Source organism: Paenibacillus glacialis, assembly GCF_001637205.1.
Lineage (GTDB): Bacteria > Bacillota > Bacilli > Paenibacillales > Paenibacillaceae > Paenibacillus_AQ > Paenibacillus_AQ glacialis.
In genome coordinates, this window is record NZ_LVJH01000006.1 from 36,715 (window position 1) to 58,183 (window position 21,469).

Annotated in this window: 18 protein-coding genes; 3 read left to right on the forward strand and 15 right to left on the reverse strand. The window is 41.8% G+C overall.

Annotated elements, in window-relative coordinates:
• Positions 1–56: 56 nt before the first annotated feature.
• From PGLA_RS27870 to PGLA_RS04785, 10 genes are all read right to left on the reverse strand, one after another.
• Positions 57–224: a hypothetical protein gene (locus PGLA_RS27870; RefSeq protein ID WP_161487844.1), complete on the reverse strand. Its 168-nt coding sequence runs from the start codon at positions 222–224 to the stop codon at positions 57–59.
• A gap of 139 nt (positions 225–363) precedes the next feature.
• Positions 364–1,824: a DUF4179 domain-containing protein gene (locus PGLA_RS04745; protein ID WP_068529510.1), complete on the reverse strand. Its 1,461-nt coding sequence runs from the start codon at positions 1,822–1,824 to the stop codon at positions 364–366.
• A gap of 21 nt (positions 1,825–1,845) precedes the next feature.
• Positions 1,846–2,352: an RNA polymerase sigma factor gene (locus PGLA_RS04750; protein ID WP_068529513.1), complete on the reverse strand. Its 507-nt coding sequence runs from the start codon at positions 2,350–2,352 to the stop codon at positions 1,846–1,848.
• 235 nt (positions 2,353–2,587) lie between these two features.
• The gene (locus PGLA_RS04755; protein WP_068529516.1) at positions 2,588–3,130 is read right to left on the reverse strand and encodes a CueP family metal-binding protein; all 543 of its coding nucleotides are present in this window, start codon (positions 3,128–3,130) and stop codon (positions 2,588–2,590) included.
• A 198-nt stretch (positions 3,131–3,328) separates the two neighbouring features.
• The gene (locus tag PGLA_RS04760) at positions 3,329–3,916 is read right to left on the reverse strand and encodes a sugar O-acetyltransferase (protein WP_068529519.1); all 588 of its coding nucleotides are present in this window, start codon (positions 3,914–3,916) and stop codon (positions 3,329–3,331) included.
• Positions 3,917–4,411: 495 nt separating this feature from the next.
• Complete coding sequence (locus PGLA_RS04765; RefSeq protein ID WP_068529522.1) at positions 4,412–5,047, reverse strand: LysE family translocator; 636 nt, start codon at positions 5,045–5,047, stop codon at positions 4,412–4,414.
• 45 nt (positions 5,048–5,092) lie between these two features.
• Complete coding sequence (locus PGLA_RS04770; RefSeq protein WP_068529524.1) at positions 5,093–5,911, reverse strand: AraC family ligand binding domain-containing protein; 819 nt, start codon at positions 5,909–5,911, stop codon at positions 5,093–5,095.
• Between the two features lie 180 nt (positions 5,912–6,091).
• Positions 6,092–7,042, reverse strand: coding sequence for a GDP-mannose pyrophosphatase NudK (gene nudK, locus PGLA_RS04775; protein ID WP_068529527.1), 951 nt, complete (start codon positions 7,040–7,042; stop codon positions 6,092–6,094).
• Entirely contained in the window at positions 7,042–8,262 is a 1,221-nt protein-coding gene (locus PGLA_RS04780; protein WP_245699722.1) for a MerR family transcriptional regulator, read from the reverse strand. Before PGLA_RS04780 ends, nudK begins: the two co-directional genes overlap by 1 nt.
• A 457-nt stretch (positions 8,263–8,719) precedes the next feature.
• Positions 8,720–9,232: a GNAT family N-acetyltransferase gene (locus PGLA_RS04785; protein WP_068529530.1), complete on the reverse strand. Its 513-nt coding sequence runs from the start codon at positions 9,230–9,232 to the stop codon at positions 8,720–8,722.
• 549 nt (positions 9,233–9,781) lie between these two features.
• Between PGLA_RS04785 and PGLA_RS04790 the strand changes: the two genes are divergently transcribed.
• Positions 9,782–10,750, forward strand: coding sequence for a hypothetical protein (locus PGLA_RS04790; protein WP_342671680.1), 969 nt, complete (start codon positions 9,782–9,784; stop codon positions 10,748–10,750).
• A 449-nt stretch (positions 10,751–11,199) separates the two neighbouring features.
• On the opposite strand, the gene treR is transcribed toward PGLA_RS04790, so the two are convergent.
• From treR to PGLA_RS04815, 5 genes are all read right to left on the reverse strand, one after another.
• Complete coding sequence (treR, locus tag PGLA_RS04795) at positions 11,200–11,919, reverse strand: trehalose operon repressor (protein WP_068529538.1); 720 nt, start codon at positions 11,917–11,919, stop codon at positions 11,200–11,202.
• A 32-nt stretch (positions 11,920–11,951) separates the two neighbouring features.
• Positions 11,952–13,985, reverse strand: a complete 2,034-nt coding sequence (gene treP, locus PGLA_RS04800; RefSeq protein ID WP_068529541.1) for a PTS system trehalose-specific EIIBC component — start codon at positions 13,983–13,985, stop codon at positions 11,952–11,954.
• A 30-nt stretch (positions 13,986–14,015) separates the two neighbouring features.
• Positions 14,016–15,719, reverse strand: a complete 1,704-nt coding sequence (gene treC, locus PGLA_RS04805; protein WP_068529544.1) for an alpha,alpha-phosphotrehalase — start codon at positions 15,717–15,719, stop codon at positions 14,016–14,018.
• 886 nt (positions 15,720–16,605) lie between these two features.
• Entirely contained in the window at positions 16,606–17,544 is a 939-nt protein-coding gene (locus PGLA_RS04810) for an alpha/beta hydrolase (protein WP_068529547.1), read from the reverse strand.
• Between the two features lie 84 nt (positions 17,545–17,628).
• Positions 17,629–18,633, reverse strand: a complete 1,005-nt coding sequence (locus PGLA_RS04815) for a peptidoglycan DD-metalloendopeptidase family protein (RefSeq protein ID WP_068529550.1) — start codon at positions 18,631–18,633, stop codon at positions 17,629–17,631.
• 231 nt (positions 18,634–18,864) lie between these two features.
• Between PGLA_RS04815 and PGLA_RS04820 the strand changes: the two genes are divergently transcribed.
• A complete protein-coding gene (locus PGLA_RS04820; protein WP_068529804.1) occupies positions 18,865–19,605 on the forward strand; it encodes a response regulator transcription factor in 741 nt (246 codons plus the stop codon).
• A complete protein-coding gene (locus PGLA_RS04825) occupies positions 19,602–21,377 on the forward strand; it encodes a sensor histidine kinase (RefSeq protein ID WP_068529554.1) in 1,776 nt (591 codons plus the stop codon). Before PGLA_RS04820 ends, PGLA_RS04825 begins: the two co-directional genes overlap by 4 nt.
• The last annotated feature ends 92 nt before the right edge of the window (positions 21,378–21,469 follow it).

The following is a 21,469-nucleotide window of genomic DNA, read 5'->3' on the forward strand; positions in this document are numbered from 1 at the left end:
GATGTTAGAGCCCCTTATTCGTTGTAATGGGACATGAAATTCACATCCCTGTAAGATTATTTCTCAATTTCATAACATGCTTCTTCACGTTTAAGCTTTATGGCTTTTTTGCACTGAAGCACAGAGGTAATATAAACGATAAACAGGAGTAGAGTCAATGGAATGGATTTACAATGGAGGTTATTTAAGCTAAATAGATTGGCGTCGATCATCACATTCGACATTTAGATCATACACCTCCTAAACATACGTATTCGAGGAAATATACAAAAAAAAGAACTTGAACTATTTAGTTCGAGTTCTTGATCATTAATGAAACGATTTTACGAGATTTGTTTCTCCTTCTTCACCGTAGGCTAGTCTCTAATCCTTCGCGTACAACTCTACAGACTGTGTGTCCATAATCGGATTTGCATACATCGCAATCGCTATTGTCAGTGGCTGAGGATAATCCTTGGCATTCTCCCCAAACCTATAACGAAGCTCGTTTACCACGGTATTATCCTTGGACGATTGTCCGCCGAAGTTCCCCCCCGAGGTGGTTTTATTCACTCTTACATTGTTGTGCACTTGACCTTGCGCATCGGTGAAAGTATTGGAAAACCAAGGATACGTGAGCGACATTTGGGCAGTCTCATTCTCAATCTTCTGCCTTAATAGAATTTCCCCCTCTTCTGCATAATTCTCAGGCTCAGGCTCGACAAGTTCAAGATCACTTCCCGGCGCACTAATAATCTGTTTCTTGTTAAGATCGACAACAATTTTCATCTGATCCTTATCGACAGCTGAAATTCCTAATGTTTTCAACGTAATGGAGTCTGGCTGGCTATAATCAATATTCTTGTATACCAGCGTGACCTTGGAAGCATCTGTGTATACTTCTGAATTGAACAATGTAATTAGGGTGGGGTAATATAATTTTTCGGTCTTCCCCCCTTTCGTAGCGATCAGAACAGGATTTATTAATTCGAAAATTTGTTTCTCGTTGTCCTTATCATACTCCAAATCCACATAGGTACCCAGTGGGGTATACAGGACTTTTGTCACCTTAATTACTTGTCCGTCCACGTTCAAGGTACGCTCTGCAGACAATACATGCTGTTGGTCTTTGAACATGTTGGAGTCGAGCTCGAAGGAAACATCAAACTTGGTATGGTACTTGCTATTAGTTTCTGATTGCTCAGCCAATGCAACGTTGAACTTCACATCTTTCGGGTATGAAACCGAAGGCAGTAATTTCGCTGAATATACGAAATATGAGGTTTCTCCCGGAAGGATTTGGTTGGTATTATGCGTCAAATAACTACCAATAGATGGTGCTTTAATCGTGCCATAATCAAGTGATGCATCAGCCACACTAGCAGGTTTATCCATCTTATTGTGTACACTGTAGAGGATAAATACTTTCCGACCATCCGTGACGGCGCCCATCACGCCTACTTTAAACGAACCTTTTTCCACGCTCTGATACACAGGCTTAATGAGGTTGCGGTCCAGTATGCTTTCGAATGATTGATCATCCATGGATATAGATCTAAATAAGTCAGAATCGCTCCAATTCTTAGTGACGGAACTCCGCACGACATCCTGAGTCATTTCCGTGATCGGCACTTCCTTAAAGAAGGAAAACATAACCAGAATTGTAGCCGCAACAGTAATGACCGCACCTATACCGAAAGAATAGATATGCTTCTTCTCGCGTTTTTTCCCACGCATAATTCCACTTCGCATAGCATTATAAATTTTCACTTCTTGTAAAGTTTCAACACTCTTGTTAACTTCATCAGCATTCTGACGAAGAATTCGTTCTTCTTTTTCTATCATTTTCATTCGCCTCCCGTATCTCTACAGATATTTCCGAAGCTGCTTGAGTCCTTCTCGTAGCCAGGTTTTGATCGTCCCCTCTGGTTTTTCTAGCACTTTTGCGATTTCAACAGTTGTCATATCCTGATAGTATTTCAGTATCACAGCATGCCGATATTTGGGCTTCATTCGAACCATTGCCCGTTCCAAGTCGATCCGATCGTTGCTAGTCATTTCCAGAATCACATTCTCCTCCAACTTTTCTGCTGGAAACACACGCTTTTTACGCCGGAGTTCATCCATGCAACAATTGATGGTAATTCGGATTACCCAGGACGTAAAGGATTGCTCGTCCTTGAGCTTTTTTCGCTTCATCCATGCCCGACATGACGCTTCTTGCACCACTTCTAGCGCGTCCGTTTCCGTCCTCAGGTAACTGAAAGCGATCGCGTACATTTTGCGGTGCTCGACGTACAGTCGATCAAAAAATACTTCTTCATCCATCAGTGCAAAATCTACCAATCTAACCTCTTCCAATGCATTTCCCATTACTCTCCACTCCCCTTTCTCAATCTTCGTGTTGGTATTGGGAAGAAGTCATCTAAATATGTATACAAAGATAAGACGTAGTTGCCCAGGAAAACGATTGATTTATTTTATTGGTCTCTCTTTTTGCTATTTCTTAAGGTCTATTTATCGCGGCTATATAACAAACTAGTTGTATACTAGGCTAATGATTGGAGTACTATAACCACAAAAAAAAGACGCCTAAGCGTCTTTAATGTCAACCAAGCTGCATTGTTGTGAGACAAGTATCGTCGGTCTCGAACGTTGATATTTCAGACTCCGCCGTTTTCCCGTCATGTTCGACCGTTATGTTATACGTTGTGTCACGAGGTAGCCAGAGATCGATAAACCCGTTAGATTGGGATTTCAATGTTTCATCCACAATTACGGTGCCATCCTTGTCTGTGATGTTTACGTTAAACTCTTTTTCCACCATTTCTCCTTGGCATCCAGTCAAGCTGTGGGTTGCGCAAGGGTGGGTTTGATCGACATACGGTGCAATGGAAAGAAAAAACTCATTATCGGGTAAGTCATAGGTTGATGATTTTTCATCATTTTCGGTTACGATGAGTTGCTTCGATGTGATTGAAGCGGACTTAGCTGTTAATATGTCTGTACTGTATTCATGCACCATTTTCTTAATACTTTGTGCATCAATTTTTGTAGCCGAATCTTTTTCGATAGTTCCCACAAACACAAACACACCAATCCCCAACGCAACAGCACCCAGTACAGTAGCCACCAAGATTTTCCTTCTCAACTTGTATCAACCCTTTCTCTCTTTCAACAGCTTCTTTTTCTATCTCTGTAAATCTCTCAATCTCTCAATCTCTCTCTTTAGTATATCTTTTAAAACTAAGTTATCATATATTTGGACAAGGCGAAACAGTGAAAATTCGCAGAAGATTGCTCTACATTAAACAGCGGGTATACTCTGTGATTACTACTTATTTTCTTGTCAATTTCGTCTATACTTCGTCTTGTCCTCTTCCGTAATTTCACGGAGTACTCTACAAGGATTACCTGCAGCTATTACGCCTGATGGAATATTCTTTGTCACAACGCTTCCAGCACCGATGATTGTATTGTCGCCGATCGTCACACCAGCTATAACGTTCACGCCACCACCAATCCAAACGTTATTTCCGACAGTTATTGGTGCTACAATTTCTAATCCCTCATTACGTTGTTCCACATCAAAGGGGTGACCAGCTGTATAAAATCCGCAATTTGGCGCTACAAATACATTATCTCCAAAAACGACTTTGGCCCCATCCAACATGACAATATTATGATTGCTATAAAAGTTCTCACCGATTTCAATATTGTACCCATAGTCACACACGAAAGGCTGCTCTATTAAGAAATGATCGCTTGTTTTCCCAAGCAGCGTTTTTATTATTGCTTCTCTTTTGTTTAACTGCCTCGGATGGAGTTGATTATAATCGTAACAAAGGCCTTTAGCGAATAAGCGTTCTTCAATTAACTCTTCATCATAATTTGCATTATAAAGTAGTCCTTGTTGAGATTTTTCTTTTTCCGTCATATCTTCATATTCCTCCAAAGCTTCTACGTTTTATGTTATATCAAAATAATCCCTTCAAAATTTATAGCGAGAGACTAAAGTTTGATTGCTCTAATCATCTTAGCAGAATATCAACCAACAATCATATTAAATCCTTCCTTTGTCGATTCACCCATTAATATGGAATTTTCAACACTTGGTCCACCTCCGACTGTAATGATGACTCACTTGCGAATGCATTTCCGGTGTTAAAGATCGTAAGAATTGCTAGGAATACAATGGACCAAATGCTTTTCTTCAAACGATTTCTGCCCTCTCATTTTGATAGGTTTATTGTATATAACAAATGTTAAGAAACGATGAAGAAAGTGCGTAGACACAAAAAATAGAGACTCGACAACAGTCTCTATTTTTACAATCTATATTTGGATGCCCGCAAAAGCACCCTGCTGGGGCAGCTTATGCGGATTCATATTGAGGCATTATATCGGTTAACCTAATAAATATTTAATGGAATTAAATGACTGTTTTCACACCAAACCCTATTAGCATTACGCCAGTAGATTTCTGAAATACTTTTTGAAATCCAGGTTTTTTCAACCATTGTTTCACATGATCTAATAGATACACCAAGATCAAAAACCATCCCACTGCGATTACAGTAAGGATTAATCCTAATGCAATCAACTGTTGATTAGTATTTCCAGTGAGATCAATAAATTGAGGCATGAAAGTGATGTAGACCAATATCGTCTTAGGGTTAAGAATATTACTGAGTACTCCTTGTAGATAGGATTCCTTACAATGATGATGCGACAACTTTTCGATAGATCGCTGACTACCTTCTGCTTGAACATCCTCTATCGAAAGTGTGCTTTTAGTAAAAAATGCTCTTATACCTAAGTAGAACAAGTATGTAGCTCCCAAATACTTAATTGTATTGAACAGAAATACAGACTGGCTAATGACTACTGACAAACCGAGAACGACAATAAAAGTCCAGAAAATAAGACCTGTCGCCATCCCGAGTATCGTATAACGTCCGGCTTTTGCTCCGTGGATGAGCGTATTCTTCATAATAAGTACCGTATCTGTACCAGGTAACATAGACATCATAAGGGCCATCAGGCTAAATGCAATAATGTTATTCATCGTATTCTTTTATTCCTCCTCATTAAGCAGTTCAGCGGCTAGTGATTAATCGTTGAGGTAAATTCTCATATATTGTTTTGGTGTTAATCCAATCTGTCTTTTAAAGAATTTAGTAAAATGACTTTGATCGCTAAATCCAGTTAAAAAAGTTACTTCAATGGGCTTTACACCTTGTTCCAAAAGCCTTTTCGCATGATTTACTCGTATCGTTTCCAAGTAGCTGTATGGAGAGAGTCCCTTTTGTTTCGTGAAAGATCTTAGTAAGTGATACTTGCTCCATCCTGTTAGGGCGCTTAAATCATTAAGCGTAATCGTTTTTGTGTAATTCTCCTCCAAATAGCTACATACGGTTTGGATTTCAAGAGAGGTTTCAGCTGCTGTTGGTAGGATTGTAAGATCAGAATGTGTCAGAATAAGCTCTTCCATGAAGTATAAGAATAACTCTTCCTTCTGAAAATCACTCTCATTCTGCGAAATCTTTAAATGTAGTTCTTTTAAACTGGGTACAAGATCGCTTTGGTATACAACGCTTGGTTTGAAGCATGGGAGGTCGTCGTTACCATTAATCTCTAAAACTAGCTTTTTCATGACCTCAGATGTCACATTTATGCATCGATAATCTAGTGTTTTGCCGTCAATTTGCTCGCAACTGTGAGTATCATAAGGGTTGAATAACAGTAAGTCCCCTGGATTAATTATGTATTCTTCACCTTTGCACACTAAATATCGCTGCCCTTCTTCAATAAAGCCAATCACATAATATTCATGAAAGTGAGCAGGAAACTTTTGCATGATTCCTTTAAATCTGTATGCTTCTATGTTTAAATCAGAATCCAGATAAATCGTTCGAATTTCATTTAGCATCTAGCTATCCTCCCTAATCATGATGACAATTTTAAGAGTAACATTTATGTATAAACTTTTCTTGTATGATATTGCTCTTCTTCAAGTCATTTGCTTAATCAACATCGGTGAATAACAGAAAAAACAACCCAAGACTGTATGGTTCCAGTCTTGGGTTGTTCTTGTTGGCACGACGTTTGCCTAAGCCAGCACTGGAATTTCATCGAGATCACCGTATACCATTTTCCCCTTAGCCTCAGCAGTTCTTACCATTTCATCGGCACCCCTGGAGGGCCCTCCTACTCTAAGAACTGCGTCGCAAAAGGATAAGAGCCGAACGGCCGATGGGTGAAACATACGCTCGAATATCTCATCTCCGAGCTGGCGGGAGCCGGCCGTTTCCATTAGAGGTAGGGCGTACCACTCGCCGAGGACTGGCATATGCCCCATCTCATATACGCGCAGGGCCGTTTCATTCATCAGCCGCATATTGGCCTCGATTAGCGCCTTATCGTCTCCCGTATTGGAACGATAAGGCCCCGCTATTAGGATATGCTGAGGTTTGCTAACAGGACGAAACAACCCCTGGAGCTGGGCATATTGCAGCAACATAATCGTTTTCGCATCTCGAATTTCACCGTTCTCCACCATGTTTAGCGCTTGCTCGAAGGGTAGCTCTAGCACTTCAATCTCTTCCTGTTCTTTTTCTACGCCTCCGCCCCGTCCCGTATGCATATGCGAACTATATTCTGCCACGAAGAAATATAATATTTCCGTAACCGATCCAGGGGACATATAAGCTTCACCAACCTTTTGAACGTTAGTTACCCGATATCCGGTTTCCTCTTCCGTTTCACGGCGAATGCAGTCCTCCGGCGTGTCCTTATCCAGCAACCCAGCGCAAGCCTCGATAAGTATCCCGGTTTCATTTCCGTTCATATAAGTCGGCATTCGAAATTGCCGGGTAAGAGTTACCGTTTGCTTTTCCCGATTATACAACAGAATCACAGCACCATTGCCGCGGTCATACGCTTCTCTAGCTTGCGTCTCCCAGCTTCCATCACGCTTTTGATACTTGAAGGTCATTTTTTTTAGGACGTACCAATTGCTCGATAAAATCTCTTCTTTCACCATTTCAATTTTTGGTTTCATTAGTATTTCTCCTTATCCTCATACGTTTTTCTGGCCAAAAAGAATCCCGAATCCTTCGTGATGTAGAGCCTCTCTTTTTCCGCTATCTTGGCCCGCAAATAAGTTGTGAATTGGTCGAGCTTCGCGCCGACAAGAATCTCCCTCGCATTCATCGGCGTTGAAGTAATATATTGGATGAGCGGTTGCACATCATCTATCAGCATATAATCCTCAAACCTGATCAGTTCGATCGCCGTAAACGAGGCCTGTAGTGTTTCTATCCCATTATCTAGTTGGAAGCGTTCCATCACAGGGTCAAGCACCTGAATATGCGGATCGAAAACTTGGGTTACCTGCTCGATTTCTTGCAGATGACTTTTGCTCATCGTTGAGGCGTACAAGATGCCGTCCGGCTTCAGCACACGGTGTATTTCTGATACGGCCCGGTTAATATCGAGCACGTGATAAAGCATGTGATTGGCGATCACGATATCGAACTCGTCATCGTGGAAAGGAATCTCCTGGGCATCGGCAAGCAGAAATTTGAACCTTCCGCTGTGCGCACCCAAACTCATTCGGGCCTCCTCAAGCATGCCTGCCGACAGATCAGTAAGCGTAATGCTCCAGGTTTCTGGAATGAGATCCGCATTCCTACTCCATAAGGCCGCATCACCACATCCGAGCTCCAGTACCTTTAGATTGGGAAGTGAGCCCAGATGCTCAAAGAACCACCGGTGCCATCCGATCCTGTTCCAACTAAACTGATCGTACAGCCGTATTCTCGCCTGCAGCCGAATCGCATTATGGTACTGTTCACTCCAGTCCTTTTCCTTATGAATCGTTTGGATAATGTCCGCTAAATCTTCCCAAGCTACTTCCTGTCCCTGTTCATCCACCATACCTAGCGCTTCTTCAATGGCTTTGGATACATACTGCATATGAGCGATTTTGTATTGGATGATTTCTTTTTGCATCTTCAATGAACTTCCCAAGTCTTGTTCGGGGGCGCTGTGGTCTAGGATGAGTTGATTGATCTCCGCCAAGGACAACCCAATGTACTTAAGCATCTGGATCTTTTGCAGCCGTGCCACATCTTCTTTACTGTAGAGGCGGACAGAAGCGTTGTATTGTGTCGGCTTTAGCAAACCGATCTTGTCGTAATAGCGAAGCGTTCTCAGAGTCATCCCCGTTCGCTTCGCGAGTTGACCCGTTGTTAAGTATTGGTATTCCTCGGGCTTCAAGTACTCGCCCTCCTCTCGTGATTTCTATTATAATGGGTGACGTAACGTCACCTTCAAGCTTTATTTAAGAACCTTAAAAAAAACGGTTCCCCATCTGATTCCAATTACAGCTTTTCCTAATCGTGCAAACCGAAGGACGAAAGTTAAAGTGCGTGAACACCTTGTTATTGGAAGTCGATGATCTTATGAGAGACTTTCATAACCAATCTTCATTCTCTGTTCGTACAATTTCATAATCATCCAAAACAAAAGTAACCTGGATTAGTGGTTATACCCTTGGAATAAATTATGCTTATTAAACATGTATTTCTGTTAAATGCGAGTCTTGACACTAAGTTGGTTTGCCCACAATAAAAAAAACGAAGGCATCATTTCCGGCTGCCTTCGTTTTTTTGGGGCTCAAATAAACCACAAGCGAATCTCTATTCTGAAATTGTTCCTCTTAAGGGTCACAAAGTCACTTTTCTTCCAACACAATTTCTTTCTCCATTATATTATCATCCATTACAAATCCACTTCCTATATCTGCCACCTGAGTACGTACTGTTCTAAATCCTTTTTTCTCATAAACAGCAATAGTGGTATCATTATAACGATTTACCGTAAGCCATATAATACCTAGCCTTCGATCTTTGCATATCTCTACCAAGAACTCCATAGCTTGACTTGCATAACCTTTTCCTCGATGCTCTTTTTGTATGTAAAATTTGCTTAAAAATAGCTTGCCTTCTTCTTGTTTTATCCCCAAATAACCGATATTATTGCCACTTACATTCATAAAATAATATTCATAACCCTGATGTTTAATTTGGTCATTAATCGCATGAACGGATTGAAATTTTTCGACCATATAGTCGATTTGCTCATTTGATATAATGCTTACAAAATATTCATGCCAAATTCCCGATGCCAATTGAGCTAATAACGAGACTTCTTCCTCTGTCTCTACTTTTTGAAATACAAGTTCCATGAAATTTATCAACCACTTTCTATAGATGCCTAGTTGAAAATTCTCAACCAACCTCTGTGTTTTATACGCATGCCTATACATAATAAAACATTGCAATCATTTATAGCAAATAAACCTATTAAAGTTGTTGATGTCTTCATACAGACATATCGGAGGACAAGAAACAAGAGCTGCCAAGTGACAACCCTTTCGGCTTTGAACTATTGATTCTCCTTACTACAAAATAACATGTGCGTTCAACCGTATTTATTCAACATGTTTATCTATAGATCTATTTGCTACTTCGCCTACTATAATCGGAAGTTGCATTCAGACATAAGCATGAATGGCGTTTTCTACACGCTCAATTTCATATGTATTTAATAGACTAGTGAACGCACTACTTCTATTCTTCTCATTCTCCCACCCTTCTTCGTTAAGAAAAAATAAAAATAGGACCGCTGAGCATGTAATTAGTCCCTTCCCAATTAATAGAAATAACTTTAACCTTAAAATACCAAAATTGTGTATTGTAGTATTTAAATTATAAAAAAGGGGAGTTAAATGACAATGTCACAGTTTCTAATATCAGGTCATTTATATGAACATGTAAAATGGTTTATAGATGATGATGGCTGGATGTCCTTGCCGATAAAAGTGATAATTACTCCTGGTTTTTTGTTCTGGCTTGGTATAACACTATTAGTCATGTTGTTTGCAACGATCATCAATAAACAGATTGAACGGAACAGATTTGTAAGCAAAATTCTAAGTTTCTTGAATCGCTTTAGTTGCTATCAATTGACGATCTTCCGGATTGGAATTGGATTAGGGTTGCTGTTGCAACTCTGCACAGGCTCGTATCTGGCACCTACGTTTATGATAGATTCTTGGTGGGTATACGCATCACTCATCGTTGCTATCTTAGGATTATTTCATAGACGACTGCTTCCACTGAGTGGACTTGCAATCGCTTTCTTGTATCTAAACGCAGTGTATCAATATGGTCTATTTCATTCTCTTGATTATTTATTCTACCTCGGAATTATATATTATTTATTCGCAGTGAACAGCAGATTGAAGTTATCCGCCTTGCCGGTGCTGTATACACTTACTGGTATATCCTTAGCTTGGCTTTCCATGGAAAAAATGACGATGCCTGGGCTTGCCCAGACGCTAATGTACGAGTATAGGATCCCAACATTTGGTTTTTCTATACAAGAATTCGTGTTAATATCTGCTTTTATTGAACTAGCTTTAGGCTGGGTGCTCATCCTTGGGATCATGAACAGATTCACTGCGCTGATAATTACTGGAGTATTTTTGCTTACTACGGCGGTATTTGGGTTCACGGAGGTTGTCGGCCATTTGGTAATTCATACTTTACTTATTATGTTCTTGATTGAAGGGAAAGGAGAACCCAAAGCACTATATCAGTTTCATCAACCCATGTGGCTTCGCTGTATGTTTGTCGTAGTAAACTTTTGTATGCTATTGGGTGGTTTGATGACGAGCTATATATGGATGCAGCAGCTTTAGAACTGGTTAGTTATGTAAGCCTTTTCAAATGGGTTTAGATCAGTAGTTACAAGGCTACTTCCTCGCTCACTACTTTTTCAAAAAAAATTAAGATTCGAAATTACAATATTCTGTGGATCATTCAACTTTTGAAATTTTTCATTGTGAAGGAATCTTTTTCAGTCTTATTCCACTTCTTCCATAAAGCTCCTAAAGTTTTCAACGATTTCAGGCTAAACTCAAACAGCGCGCACCGATTGAGTATCGGCACGCGCTGGCTGCATATCTTTTTTCATCTGTCTACTTGACAGGGGTACGACCATACTTCTTTCTAAATACCCAACGTTGCCTTTGCTTCATGGGTTAGCCGAAATCCCGGTCACGTCTCCACTACTGAGCCAATTATATATCCTAGTGATTGTATAGAACAATGCATTCTCGTTACTTCACTAGGCGCTTTCCAGTGGGATTTAGTTTTGAGCTCGGCGAGCAAAGTCGACGAACTGAAACTTATCCAGTCGATGCCGCGATTCCGTATACTGAAACAGTGTCGTGTCCACCAGATGCACATAGTTGCGGACCACAACAATATGCTGATAATCATATAAGTCAAGCAGTAGCTTGTCTTCAGGGGTTACTTCTTCGACAGAGATTTCTTTTTTTGCGTAGCTAATTGGTAGATTCAACTTCTGCTCCAGATATTCATAGATAGAATTGGTGGCTGCTTCAAGAGATAGGGAAGGCACATATGTGGTCAGAAAATAATCTTTATCCAAAATAATCTTCTCCCCTTCGATCTCGCGGGCACGGACCACCTTCCACACCGGACCTGGATCCTTCAGTTGTAAACATCTTGCAATCTCTGCAGTGCTGGGTACGCAGTCGTTCTCATACACAATTGTACGTACCGAACGTCCCAATCGCTCAGATACTTCTTTGAATGTGACTAATCCGGAAACGGGAAAGCTCATCCGTTGTGTATCAAGAACAAATGAGCCCTTACCCTTAATCTTATGGATATATCCATTCTCAGAGAGCATATGCAGCGCCTTGCGTACTGTCTCCCTTGATGTTCCGTAAGCTTCGGCGAGTTCGTTCTCCGAAGGTAATTTTTGGCCTGTAGAGAGCGATCCGGACTGGATCTGGGCAGAATAGTCATTATAGATATGCATATATATATTTTTATTCAATATTAATCACCATGCTCATATTACCATAATTATTAACCTTGAAGATAGATCTTTAGAATAGGAGCGGATTGTCCTTCTTCTGGATTCGAATTCACGATTTCCTCTACCCGTTCTATGACATCTTGCCCATCTGGAACTATAATCGGAGAAATCAGCGGGTAACCCGCAGCCAAGATGGCCTCACGGTCGAATTCGAGCAGTAGTTGACCCGATTTCACTTGATCACCAGTGGCTACATGGGCGGTAAATCCGCTACCCTTAAGCGAGACCGTATTTATTCCGATATGGATAAGAATTTGTACACCCGAGGCATGCTCCAGAATAATGGCATGTTTACTCTTGATGACATGTGCTACAGTAGCGTCAAATGGTGCAACAACTTTCCCTTCGGACGGCTCAATAGCAACGCCTTTCCCCATTTGTCTTTCAGCGAATGCTGGGTCAGGTACTTGCTCTAATGGCACAATCTTACCTTTTACAGGCAACAGTACCTCCACCACATTGACGGCTGTAGCAGGACTGGAGACTTGATCGGAGGCGGGCTGAGTGAGAACCGGAGTAACTGTACTTCCAGTGTTGTTTACGTTATCACTATCCGGCTCTGTGGCTCTCATGCCATCGTCAATCGTATTGTCTTCACTGTTCAATTCATTGGTTCCACGGTTGCGGAATTTTCCGAATAGTACGGTAGCGCCGAATGGAACAACTAGCACAACCGCCATGCCGACAAAGAATACGCCCCACTGATTCGGAAAGATGGACAAGAATCCGGGAATACCACCTACGCCAATGGAAGACGCGAGTACATTATTCACCGCTAGTAGCACACCTGCAATGGCCGAACCGATCATCCCGAAGATAAACGGGTATTTGAAGCGTATGTTAACTCCGAAAATAGCGGGTTCAGTAACGCCAAGGAAGGCGGAGATGGATGAAGTGACGGCCAGGCCTTTCGTTTTTTCCTGTTTGGCCACAAACATCATGCCGAGTGCGGCAGCTCCTTGTGCAATGTTGGACAGAGCAAGCATCGGCCACAGGAAGGTTCCGCCTTCTGAACCGATAAGCTGGAAATCGACGGCCAGGAAAGTATGGTGCATACCTGTAATAACAAGTAGCGAATATAGTCCCCCATAGATTAATCCACCTAGCGCGGGGAAGCTACCAAAGATACTAACTAGCCCCGATGTAATGGCATTAGCTATAACAAAGGTGATCGGACCAATAACCGTAAAGGCTAGAAATCCAGTAATTAGAAGTGCTACCGGAGCTACAATCAGCAGCTTAAAAGAGTCAGGAACTTTTTTGTTCAGCCAGCGTTCCAGCCTGGCAAGTAAATAGGCGGAGACCAGAACTGGCAGCACCTGCCCCTGGTAGCCGATCTTGTTAACATGCCAGCCAAACAGATCCCATACCGGAACCGTGCCTGCTACCGTGGCATCCGCATAACCATAAGCACTGAGGAGATCAGGGTGTACGAGAATAAGTCCGAGAACGATACCGAGCAGCGGACTGCCGCCGAAGCGTGTTACCGCCGACCAACCGATAAGGGCAGGCAGGAAGGTAAAGGCCGTACTGGCTATCGTATTAATAATAGACGCAAAGTCTTTCCACTGCGGATAGACTTCGACAAGGGATTTACTGTCGAAAAAGATGCCGGGACCCGTTAGCATATTATTGATCCCCAGCAATAGACCCGCCATAACGATGGCCGGCAGAATCGGAATGAAAATATCTGCCAGTGTCTTAATTGCCCGCTGCAGCGGATTCTGTTTCTTGCTGGCAGCCGTCTTTACCTCATCCTTAGTAGCCCGGTATCCACCGGTGATGGTAATCATTTCTTCATAAACCTTGTCCACCATGCCTGGACCGATAATAACCTGGAATTGGCCCTGTGAAGAGAAATGGCCTTTGACCAGATCATTATTCTCAAGCGCCTTCGTATCGACTTTGCCCTCGTCGTTAAGAGCAAATCGGAGCCGTGTCACACAGTGTGTTGCGGCTTCAATATTCTCTTTTCCTCCGATAGCCTTTACGATCTGTTCTACATCTTTCCGATTAATAGCCATATTTACTCACCTTCACTTCGTTGTTTTGTTCTAGCGGATAATCCACATATAAGAGGCATAAGGCATCAGTTCAAGCGTCTTTCCCCAAGAAGGAGTCTCGCGGGTATTCCCGATTAGTAACTCCGTATCTCTGCCTTCTGCACGGGTGATCCAGAAATCCTCTGCAAAAGTAAATGCTGTCTGTTCACTACTGAAATTGGAAACTACAATAAGCGTTTCTGCATCCGTTATTCGTGCATAGGCGAAAACTTCAGGGTGCTGATTATCCAGTCTCTTGAAGAGACCTTCGGTTATAACAGACTCCTGCTTGCGCAGTTGGATCAGTTTTTTATAATGGGAAAGAATTGAATCAGCATTAGCCTGCTCTCTTTGAATATTAATCTCCCGGTATCTTCCATCCAATTTGAGCCAAGGTTTACCATTTGTAAATCCAGCATTCTCAGTATCATCCCACTGCATGGGGGTCCGGGAATTATCGCGTGAGCGTTCTCGTATGACTGCAAGTGCTTCTACACTGGTAAGACCTCGTTCCTGTAGAATCTGGTACATATTCGTTGATTCAATATCATTGAATTCGCTGATATCATGCCAGTCGGGATTCGGCATCCCAATCTCTTCACCTTGGTATACATAAGGAGTACCCTGTAGTCCATGCAGCGTTGTAGCTAGCATCTTAGCGCTTTCTGAGCGGTATTCTCCATCATTAGCGAAGCGAGATAACGCACGCGGCTGGTCATGGTTATTCCAGAAGAGTGCATTCCAACCGCCTGCACGCTGCATTCCTGTCTGCCACTTGGAGAACAAGCCTTTCAGTTCTTCAAAATCATACGGCTTCAGTTCCCACTTCTGTCCATTCTTATAATCCACCTTCAGGTGATGGAAATTAAAGGTCATCGAGAACTCCTTTTCCTGCGGGTTGGAATAACGGATGCAATGTTCCAGGGTAGTTGAAGACATTTCACCTACAGTTACAAGGTTGTACGGTCCGAAGACCTTCGCATACAGCTCCTTAATATACTCATGGACCCGTGAACCATCTGTATAGAACTTCCGACCGTCACCGGGAGCAATACTTCCATCATCATCAGGAAAGTTCTGATCCTTGGAGATCAGGTTGATTACATCCATCCGAAACCCTTTGACCCCCTTCTCCGCCCAAAAAATCATTAGATCTGCGACTTCCTGTCTAACCTTCTCATATTCCCAGTTCAGATCCGCTTGTGTCTTGTCAAACAGGGTAAGAAAATACTGACCTGTAGTCTCCTCGAATTGCCATGCTGATCCCCCGAACTTCGACTGCCAATTATTAGGTACGCCACCATCCGGAGCGGGATCTCTCCAGATATAATAGTTGCGATAAGGGTTTTCCTTCGATTTCTTAGCCTCCTGAAACCACTGATGTTCCGTGGAAGAATGGTTGACAACGATATCTGTCATCAGGTGCATACCGCGTTTCTTCAATTCTTTCATCAGTTCCTCAAAATCTTCCATCGTCCCGAAATTAGGATCGATCCGACGGTAATCTGCAACATCGTAACCGTTATCATTTTGCGGAGATACGTAGATCGGTTGCAGCCATACAATATCGATCCCCAGTTCTTGTAGATAATCGAGTTTTCCGATTAGACCCTTGATATCCCCTGTACCGTTACCGGAAGTATCTTTGAAGCTCTTGGGATAAACCTGATACACTGTTGATTTCCGCCACCATTGTTCTTCCGGCGCAATTACCATTTATTGTCCCTCCTAGCTGTTTTGTAAACGTGTACATTTGAAAATAATAAATTTGCCGCTCTTCAGCAATGAAGGCGTAAGGGATTTGTTTGACAACCTGTATATACAAGTATGGATTTTACACCTGTATATACAAGTTGTCAAACCTAAAGATGGCTTTTTTCGTCTCTACCTTTTTAATAGTTTTACATTGTTACAAAAAAGTACAGCTATACCATTTACTTAAACAATATCAATTTGTTATAAACTTAGAATTACATAAAACTTTTGTCACTTTTGCCCATGATAACATGCGGTCTTTTTTTGAGTGTCTACTTGAAAAATGAATATGCAACAAAAAAATAATCAATCATAGGTAGCAAGAGTATACCAATGTGGATATGAGCAGCATTGGAATAAAAGTCTGAACGAAGTGAACTTATTATATTGTTGTCTATAAGGTTTATTATGAGATCACGCTTGTTCAAAATCCGATAATTTATCGGTTAATTCCCTTTTTATTAAGAGGTCGTCTGCGGCAATGGCAAATCCAGAGAATCAAATCCATATATTATTTCTATAGACGCCGCTAAAGATGCTGCAGCCACAGAATGTGAGATAGGCATACCTCCCGTGCTACAACAATGAGCTGGATTCCCAGGTTCTATAAATGTAAGGGAACCTTGATAACTTGGGCTAAGATCATAAAAATTAATACAGAGACATGAAACAATTCTTAACGTTTTATTAATTTAGTATGATTTTTTCTTTCTCTTTACATAAAAAGAGACGAACGATTCACAATATTATGTGAACCGTTCGTCTCTTAAATTTTTTTTCATAGTGGAGAAGCCTTTTTCAGTGCGCACATTTTTGGCGTCTTCTTTTGAAAAATCATCAACTTGTCTTATTTTACTTCTTCCATAAAACTCCTAAAATTTTCAACGATTTCTTTTGATTCAGTATGGTGTAAATAATGCCCCCCTTCAAGTTCCATTAATTTTCCATTCACAGAATCCTTTATCTGTTCTTCATGCAGTGGTATCCATCCTTCAACATCCGTATTATTTTTTTGTAAAAAGAATATAACAGGAAGATTGTTAGGGAATTTAAAATTTTCGGCAGCGTTAAAATTATGTTGGAAATTTTCCCCTTCACTTATAATATTGGGGTTCATCGCGTTCTTGAGAGAAATTATTCTAATTTGCTCTCTCGTTTCATCATCTACTTTAGGTGCAATAAGTTGGTCAGGAGTTAGTTTCATTATCAATCTGTAAAAACCTGATTTTTTGAGTGATTTATAGATTTCTGTTGGGTACTCATCATCCGTACCGCCTTGCGTTGGAACACTGCTATCGATCCCGACAAATGCACTCACTTCGTTTTCATATTTGTTCACATATTCTAGTCCGTAAATTCCGGCAATGGAGTGACCCATCAGAGTGTATCGGTTAATATTAAGTTTTTGTAAACATTCATGAATTTCAGCTACAATATTTTCAATGGTTCGTTCTTTATCTGTTACATCACTTAATCCATAACCAAAAGGCTCAATCACGACTACTTTGTAAAATGGAGACAGCTCTTCTACGAGTGGCTTAAAATCAATACCTGGCGCTCCTGTTCCATAACCTGGTATAAGTACAACTGTTTCTTCGCCCTTGCCTTGAATCGTAACATTCATATTTTTTCCATCTACGGGTACAAGCTGACCATAAGATTCTATTTTACCGTTCTCCACTTTGTTGCAGACAATATTAACTGTATAAACAATGGCTAGAAAAACACCTATTGCTATAAGGATTACTCCTATTGATATAAGTATAAATTTAAGCGCTTTTTTCATAATTGAATTCCCTTCCTGATGTTTGTTGCGTTTGTTTCACTTCATCCATTAATGAGCTTCGTGCTGATAAATTTCTTCATTGAATTATTCACCCGTTATAATCTCTCCCTGCACAGGAGCAATTCCATCCTTCCAATTGATGTTGATCGAACGAGACTTGAATAGTTCCGCACCGTCTGACACCTGATAATGAAGATGCGCTTCGCTGGAATTACCTGAATTGCCAAGCAACCCAATTTCCTCGCCGCTACTCACCTTATCCCCTACTTTAACTTTAACGGAGCCTTTCTTCAGATGAGCCAGTACGCTATATTCTCCACCATGGTCAATAACAACCTCATTACCAGCAGGTACTTTCTCGTTCATAACGCCAACGGGCTCATTGTCCCGAATATCATTTACGATCGAGACCACGGTTCCGTCTGCTGGTGCAAGAACGGGTAGACCGAAGGCATAATAGCTTTCATTTTTCAATGGATCTCCCTTATAGGAATAACCGTCCTTGCTCTGTACAATATCATAGGCATATCGCTGACTTTCATGTTCATAGTGATAATTAACAAGGACATTCGTTCCACCCCAGACAATATACCACTCGCCGCTCAAAGGCCAATCGTATTTAATTTTGGTCAAGCGATTGTCCGTTTCCGGAAAAGAAGTCAATGCCTTGGCCTGAAGTCCCAATATTGCTCCCTTTTCATCAAAAACAGTAGTCAGCCCCATTGTTCCTGAATCGCTTATCCATGAACGTTGATCGCCACCATTATGCTGCATGACCGAGGCCTGCTTAAACGAATGAATATCCTTTAGTAAATCGGGAGCCATGCTTACAAAATCAGCTTCGCTCAACTGTTGTTTAAACTCATCACTAAAATAGGCATACACCTTAGCATACTTACCATCAAGGAGCGCCGCAGGTACTTCCTCTGGCTTCATCGTTTGCACCTCTACCTTCGTTGTTTCTGCTGGTTTTTCTGTTGTTATTGCCGTATTTCGTCCTCCGCATGCCGTTATGATAGCTGCCAGTGCACCAACTGCCAGTACTATTTTGCTATAGTGGATGAGATCCAGCCTGTTCTTTCTAGTCATTTTGTTCAACTCCAGCACCCCCACATTTATATATATCATTGTCTTTGTCTTTGACTCCCTAATTCTAACAAACCAATCTTAGATCCCGTATAACGCAAACTTAACTATGTCTTAACTCTCATCCATGACTACAGGGGACAATTAAGCTTCCGTTAAGGTAACGCCTCGTTCACGCCCAAGAAATCATGATATGATGGAATGAACGACTATGGTGAAGAAAGGAATGAGAACATGAACACTGCGGCAATTTTACTTGTCGATGACGAGCAATCCATTCTTGAACTCATGTTGACTGTCCTTCGTAAGGAAGGATATTCGAATGTAGATACGGTCATGACTGGTGAAGCAGCAATTGCTGCCTGCGAAGCAAAAATCTATGATTTGATCATATTAGATGTCCTCTTACCTGGACGTAGCGGAATCGAAATTTGTCCATTTCTCCGTCAAACGACGGATGCTCCAATCTTGTTTCTAACTGCACGAGAATCTGACTTTGATAAGCTGACTGGATTTGCTGTAGGTGGCGATGATTACATTACCAAGCCATTTAATCCGATGGAAGTTGTTGCACGCATACGCTCGCATTTAAGGCGTTACCTAGGAGCTAAGCATGCAGCCAAAGTACAGCCTTCTGACAAAATAAACACGATGTATGACTATGGACATTTCCAGGTTGATGAAACAGCCGGTATGCTTCGCGTTGAGCAAACGGTGGTAGCCTGTCCAGCGCTAGTCTTTCAGTTGTTGCTCTTCTTATGCAAAAACCCTAATCGGCTTTTCAGTAAAAGCGAGCTATATGAAAGCGTCTGGGGGGAAGAAGCACTGCACGATGACAACACTGTCATGGTTCATATTCATCGCATCAGGGAAAGAATTGAGCCTGACCCTGCAAACCCGATCTTTATCGTAAACGTTAGAGGACTTGGGTATAAGCTTGTACAAGCGGAAACTTCGAGTCCTCAACAATTATGAACATCAAACGGAAACTAACTATACGATTCGCGCTTCAGCTAGCTACCGCCGGCGCTTTCGCGCTTCTTATTGCTGCAGTTACTCTTTTTTGGATTATAGGTCGCTTAAACGATACCCTCATCTCCCGAGATTTTGCTTCTGTTGGATTAGCTCAGCTTATAGAGTCCTCCGAACTAAGTGAAGAGGGAATTCGTTTTGCTCCGCATTTGCTTGAACAGGTAAAGAAAAACGGCGGATGGCTGCAAAGTCTTGACGAGAACGGTCAAGTGGAGCAATCCTACAATGCACCTCAGGATGTGCCAAAGAAATATGCGACAGGCGAGTTCTTTTCCTATTGGACAGGTGCTCAACATTTCCCCTATAAGCTCTATCTATGGATTCAAGAGAAAGACGGCCGAACATTCACGTTGTTATATGGTGTGTCTAATGATAGGGGCACGTTATTAAAACAAGTAAGCAGTCAGGGGTCATTATCTTCTAATGGAATACTGATGTTACCAAATGATGTAACCGCCCGACTCAAACATCTTGACGGCTACGTTCAATTACTTGATGCAAATGGCAACGAACTCGCTGCCTTCAATCGGCCTGCATCTGCTCCGACCACCTATACCCTTCAGGAGCTTGCTCTTCGCACGATGTACAATGAAAAATACGGCTTCCATCTGTCCTCCCTATATGTTAATGAAACTGGGAACACCTGGGTCCTCAATCTTCCAAATGCTTACGGCACACCTTTGGGCGATAACTGGTTTTTATCTACCGAAGCAAGAACGATACTGATCGGTATGTTTGTCATGTTCTTAGCTATATTATTGTCATTTCTGTTGCTTTCACTGTGGCAGGCACATCGGTTTGGCGTCCCGTTGCTTCATATCCTCACATGGCTCGACGAGCTCGGTAATGCTGTATATCAAGAGCCTGTAGATTATAGAGGCATTCACCGCAGCCGGATGCGTTCTGGTAAATGGAAGCGTCGTTACCGGATTTTTGCCGATGTGATGTATTCGGTAGACAAGCTCTCAAGTACCCTACAAAGAGATCAGGTATTGCGTCAGCAAACGGATAGTTTGAGGGAAGAATGGATCGCTGGAATAACCCATGATCTGAAAACGCCTCTCGTTTCGATTAAAGGCTATGCGCACTTGCTTGCTGAACCGCAATATGATTGGACGGCGGAAGAGATTCGTAAGTTCTCAGGTACAATGTTGGAGAAATCTGCACATATGGATATGCTGATTAATGATCTTGCGATGAGTTATCGGTTGAAGAGCGGTGTCCGACCGCCAGATTCCGAGGAGATCGAGCTCAATAACTGGTTACAGGAAGCATTAAAGCAAGCGGCAACCAACCCTTTTTACAAGAAAGAAACCATTGTGTATCAGCGCTCTCCTACCGAGATAACAGTTAATCTGTATACACCTTGGCTGGAGAGGGTCATTAACAATTTGGTAGCCAACGCCCTGCTCCATAATCCGCCGGATACGATACTTACCGTCTCGGTTATGCCAGACAAAGGTGGTAAAGGACATACTATTCAATTCGCTGACAACGGTATGGGTATGGATGAAAATACAGCAAATCGATTGTTTGAGCGATACTACCGGGGAACCAATACCTCTTCGACACCGAACGGAACAGGTCTTGGTATGGCCGTATCCAAAGGGTTGATCGAAGCCATGGGTGGTCAAATTATCGTTGATACGGCTTTGGGAAAAGGCACTGTCATTCGCCTTATTTGGGGTAAAGATGATGTTGTCATTGAAGCTTAGTGGACAGTAACGATCTACTAACGACTTTAAAGCTCATAACCATAAAAAAGAACACCGGTTAACTTTGAGCAAGCCCAAATTAACTGGTGTTC

Bases quoted from the DNA above. Each gene is read 5' to 3' on its own strand.
- PGLA_RS04825 (WP_068529554.1), top strand. From the start codon at position 19,602: ATGAACATCAAACGGAAACTAACTATACGATTCGCGCTTCAGCTAGCT.
- nudK (WP_068529527.1), bottom strand. From the start codon at position 7,042: ATGAAACCAAAAATTGAAATGGTGAAAGAAGAGATTTTATCGAGCAAT.
- treC (WP_068529544.1), bottom strand. From the start codon at position 15,719: ATGGTAATTGCGCCGGAAGAACAATGGTGGCGGAAATCAACAGTGTAT.
- PGLA_RS04760 (WP_068529519.1), bottom strand. From the start codon at position 3,916: ATGACGGAAAAAGAAAAATCTCAACAAGGACTACTTTATAATGCAAAT.
- PGLA_RS04815 (WP_068529550.1), bottom strand. From the start codon at position 18,633: ATGACTAGAAAGAACAGGCTGGATCTCATCCACTATAGCAAAATAGTA.
- PGLA_RS04790 (WP_342671680.1), top strand. From the start codon at position 9,782: ATGTCACAGTTTCTAATATCAGGTCATTTATATGAACATGTAAAATGG.
- PGLA_RS27870 (WP_161487844.1), bottom strand. From the start codon at position 224: ATGTCGAATGTGATGATCGACGCCAATCTATTTAGCTTAAATAACCTC.
- PGLA_RS04750 (WP_068529513.1), bottom strand. From the start codon at position 2,352: ATGGGAAATGCATTGGAAGAGGTTAGATTGGTAGATTTTGCACTGATG.
- PGLA_RS04785 (WP_068529530.1), bottom strand. From the start codon at position 9,232: ATGGAACTTGTATTTCAAAAAGTAGAGACAGAGGAAGAAGTCTCGTTA.
- treP (WP_068529541.1), bottom strand. From the start codon at position 13,985: ATGGCTATTAATCGGAAAGATGTAGAACAGATCGTAAAGGCTATCGGA.
- PGLA_RS04745 (WP_068529510.1), bottom strand. From the start codon at position 1,824: ATGATAGAAAAAGAAGAACGAATTCTTCGTCAGAATGCTGATGAAGTT.
- PGLA_RS04765 (WP_068529522.1), bottom strand. From the start codon at position 5,047: ATGAATAACATTATTGCATTTAGCCTGATGGCCCTTATGATGTCTATG.
- PGLA_RS04770 (WP_068529524.1), bottom strand. From the start codon at position 5,911: ATGCTAAATGAAATTCGAACGATTTATCTGGATTCTGATTTAAACATA.
- PGLA_RS04820 (WP_068529804.1), top strand. From the start codon at position 18,865: ATGAACACTGCGGCAATTTTACTTGTCGATGACGAGCAATCCATTCTT.
- PGLA_RS04810 (WP_068529547.1), bottom strand. From the start codon at position 17,544: ATGAAAAAAGCGCTTAAATTTATACTTATATCAATAGGAGTAATCCTT.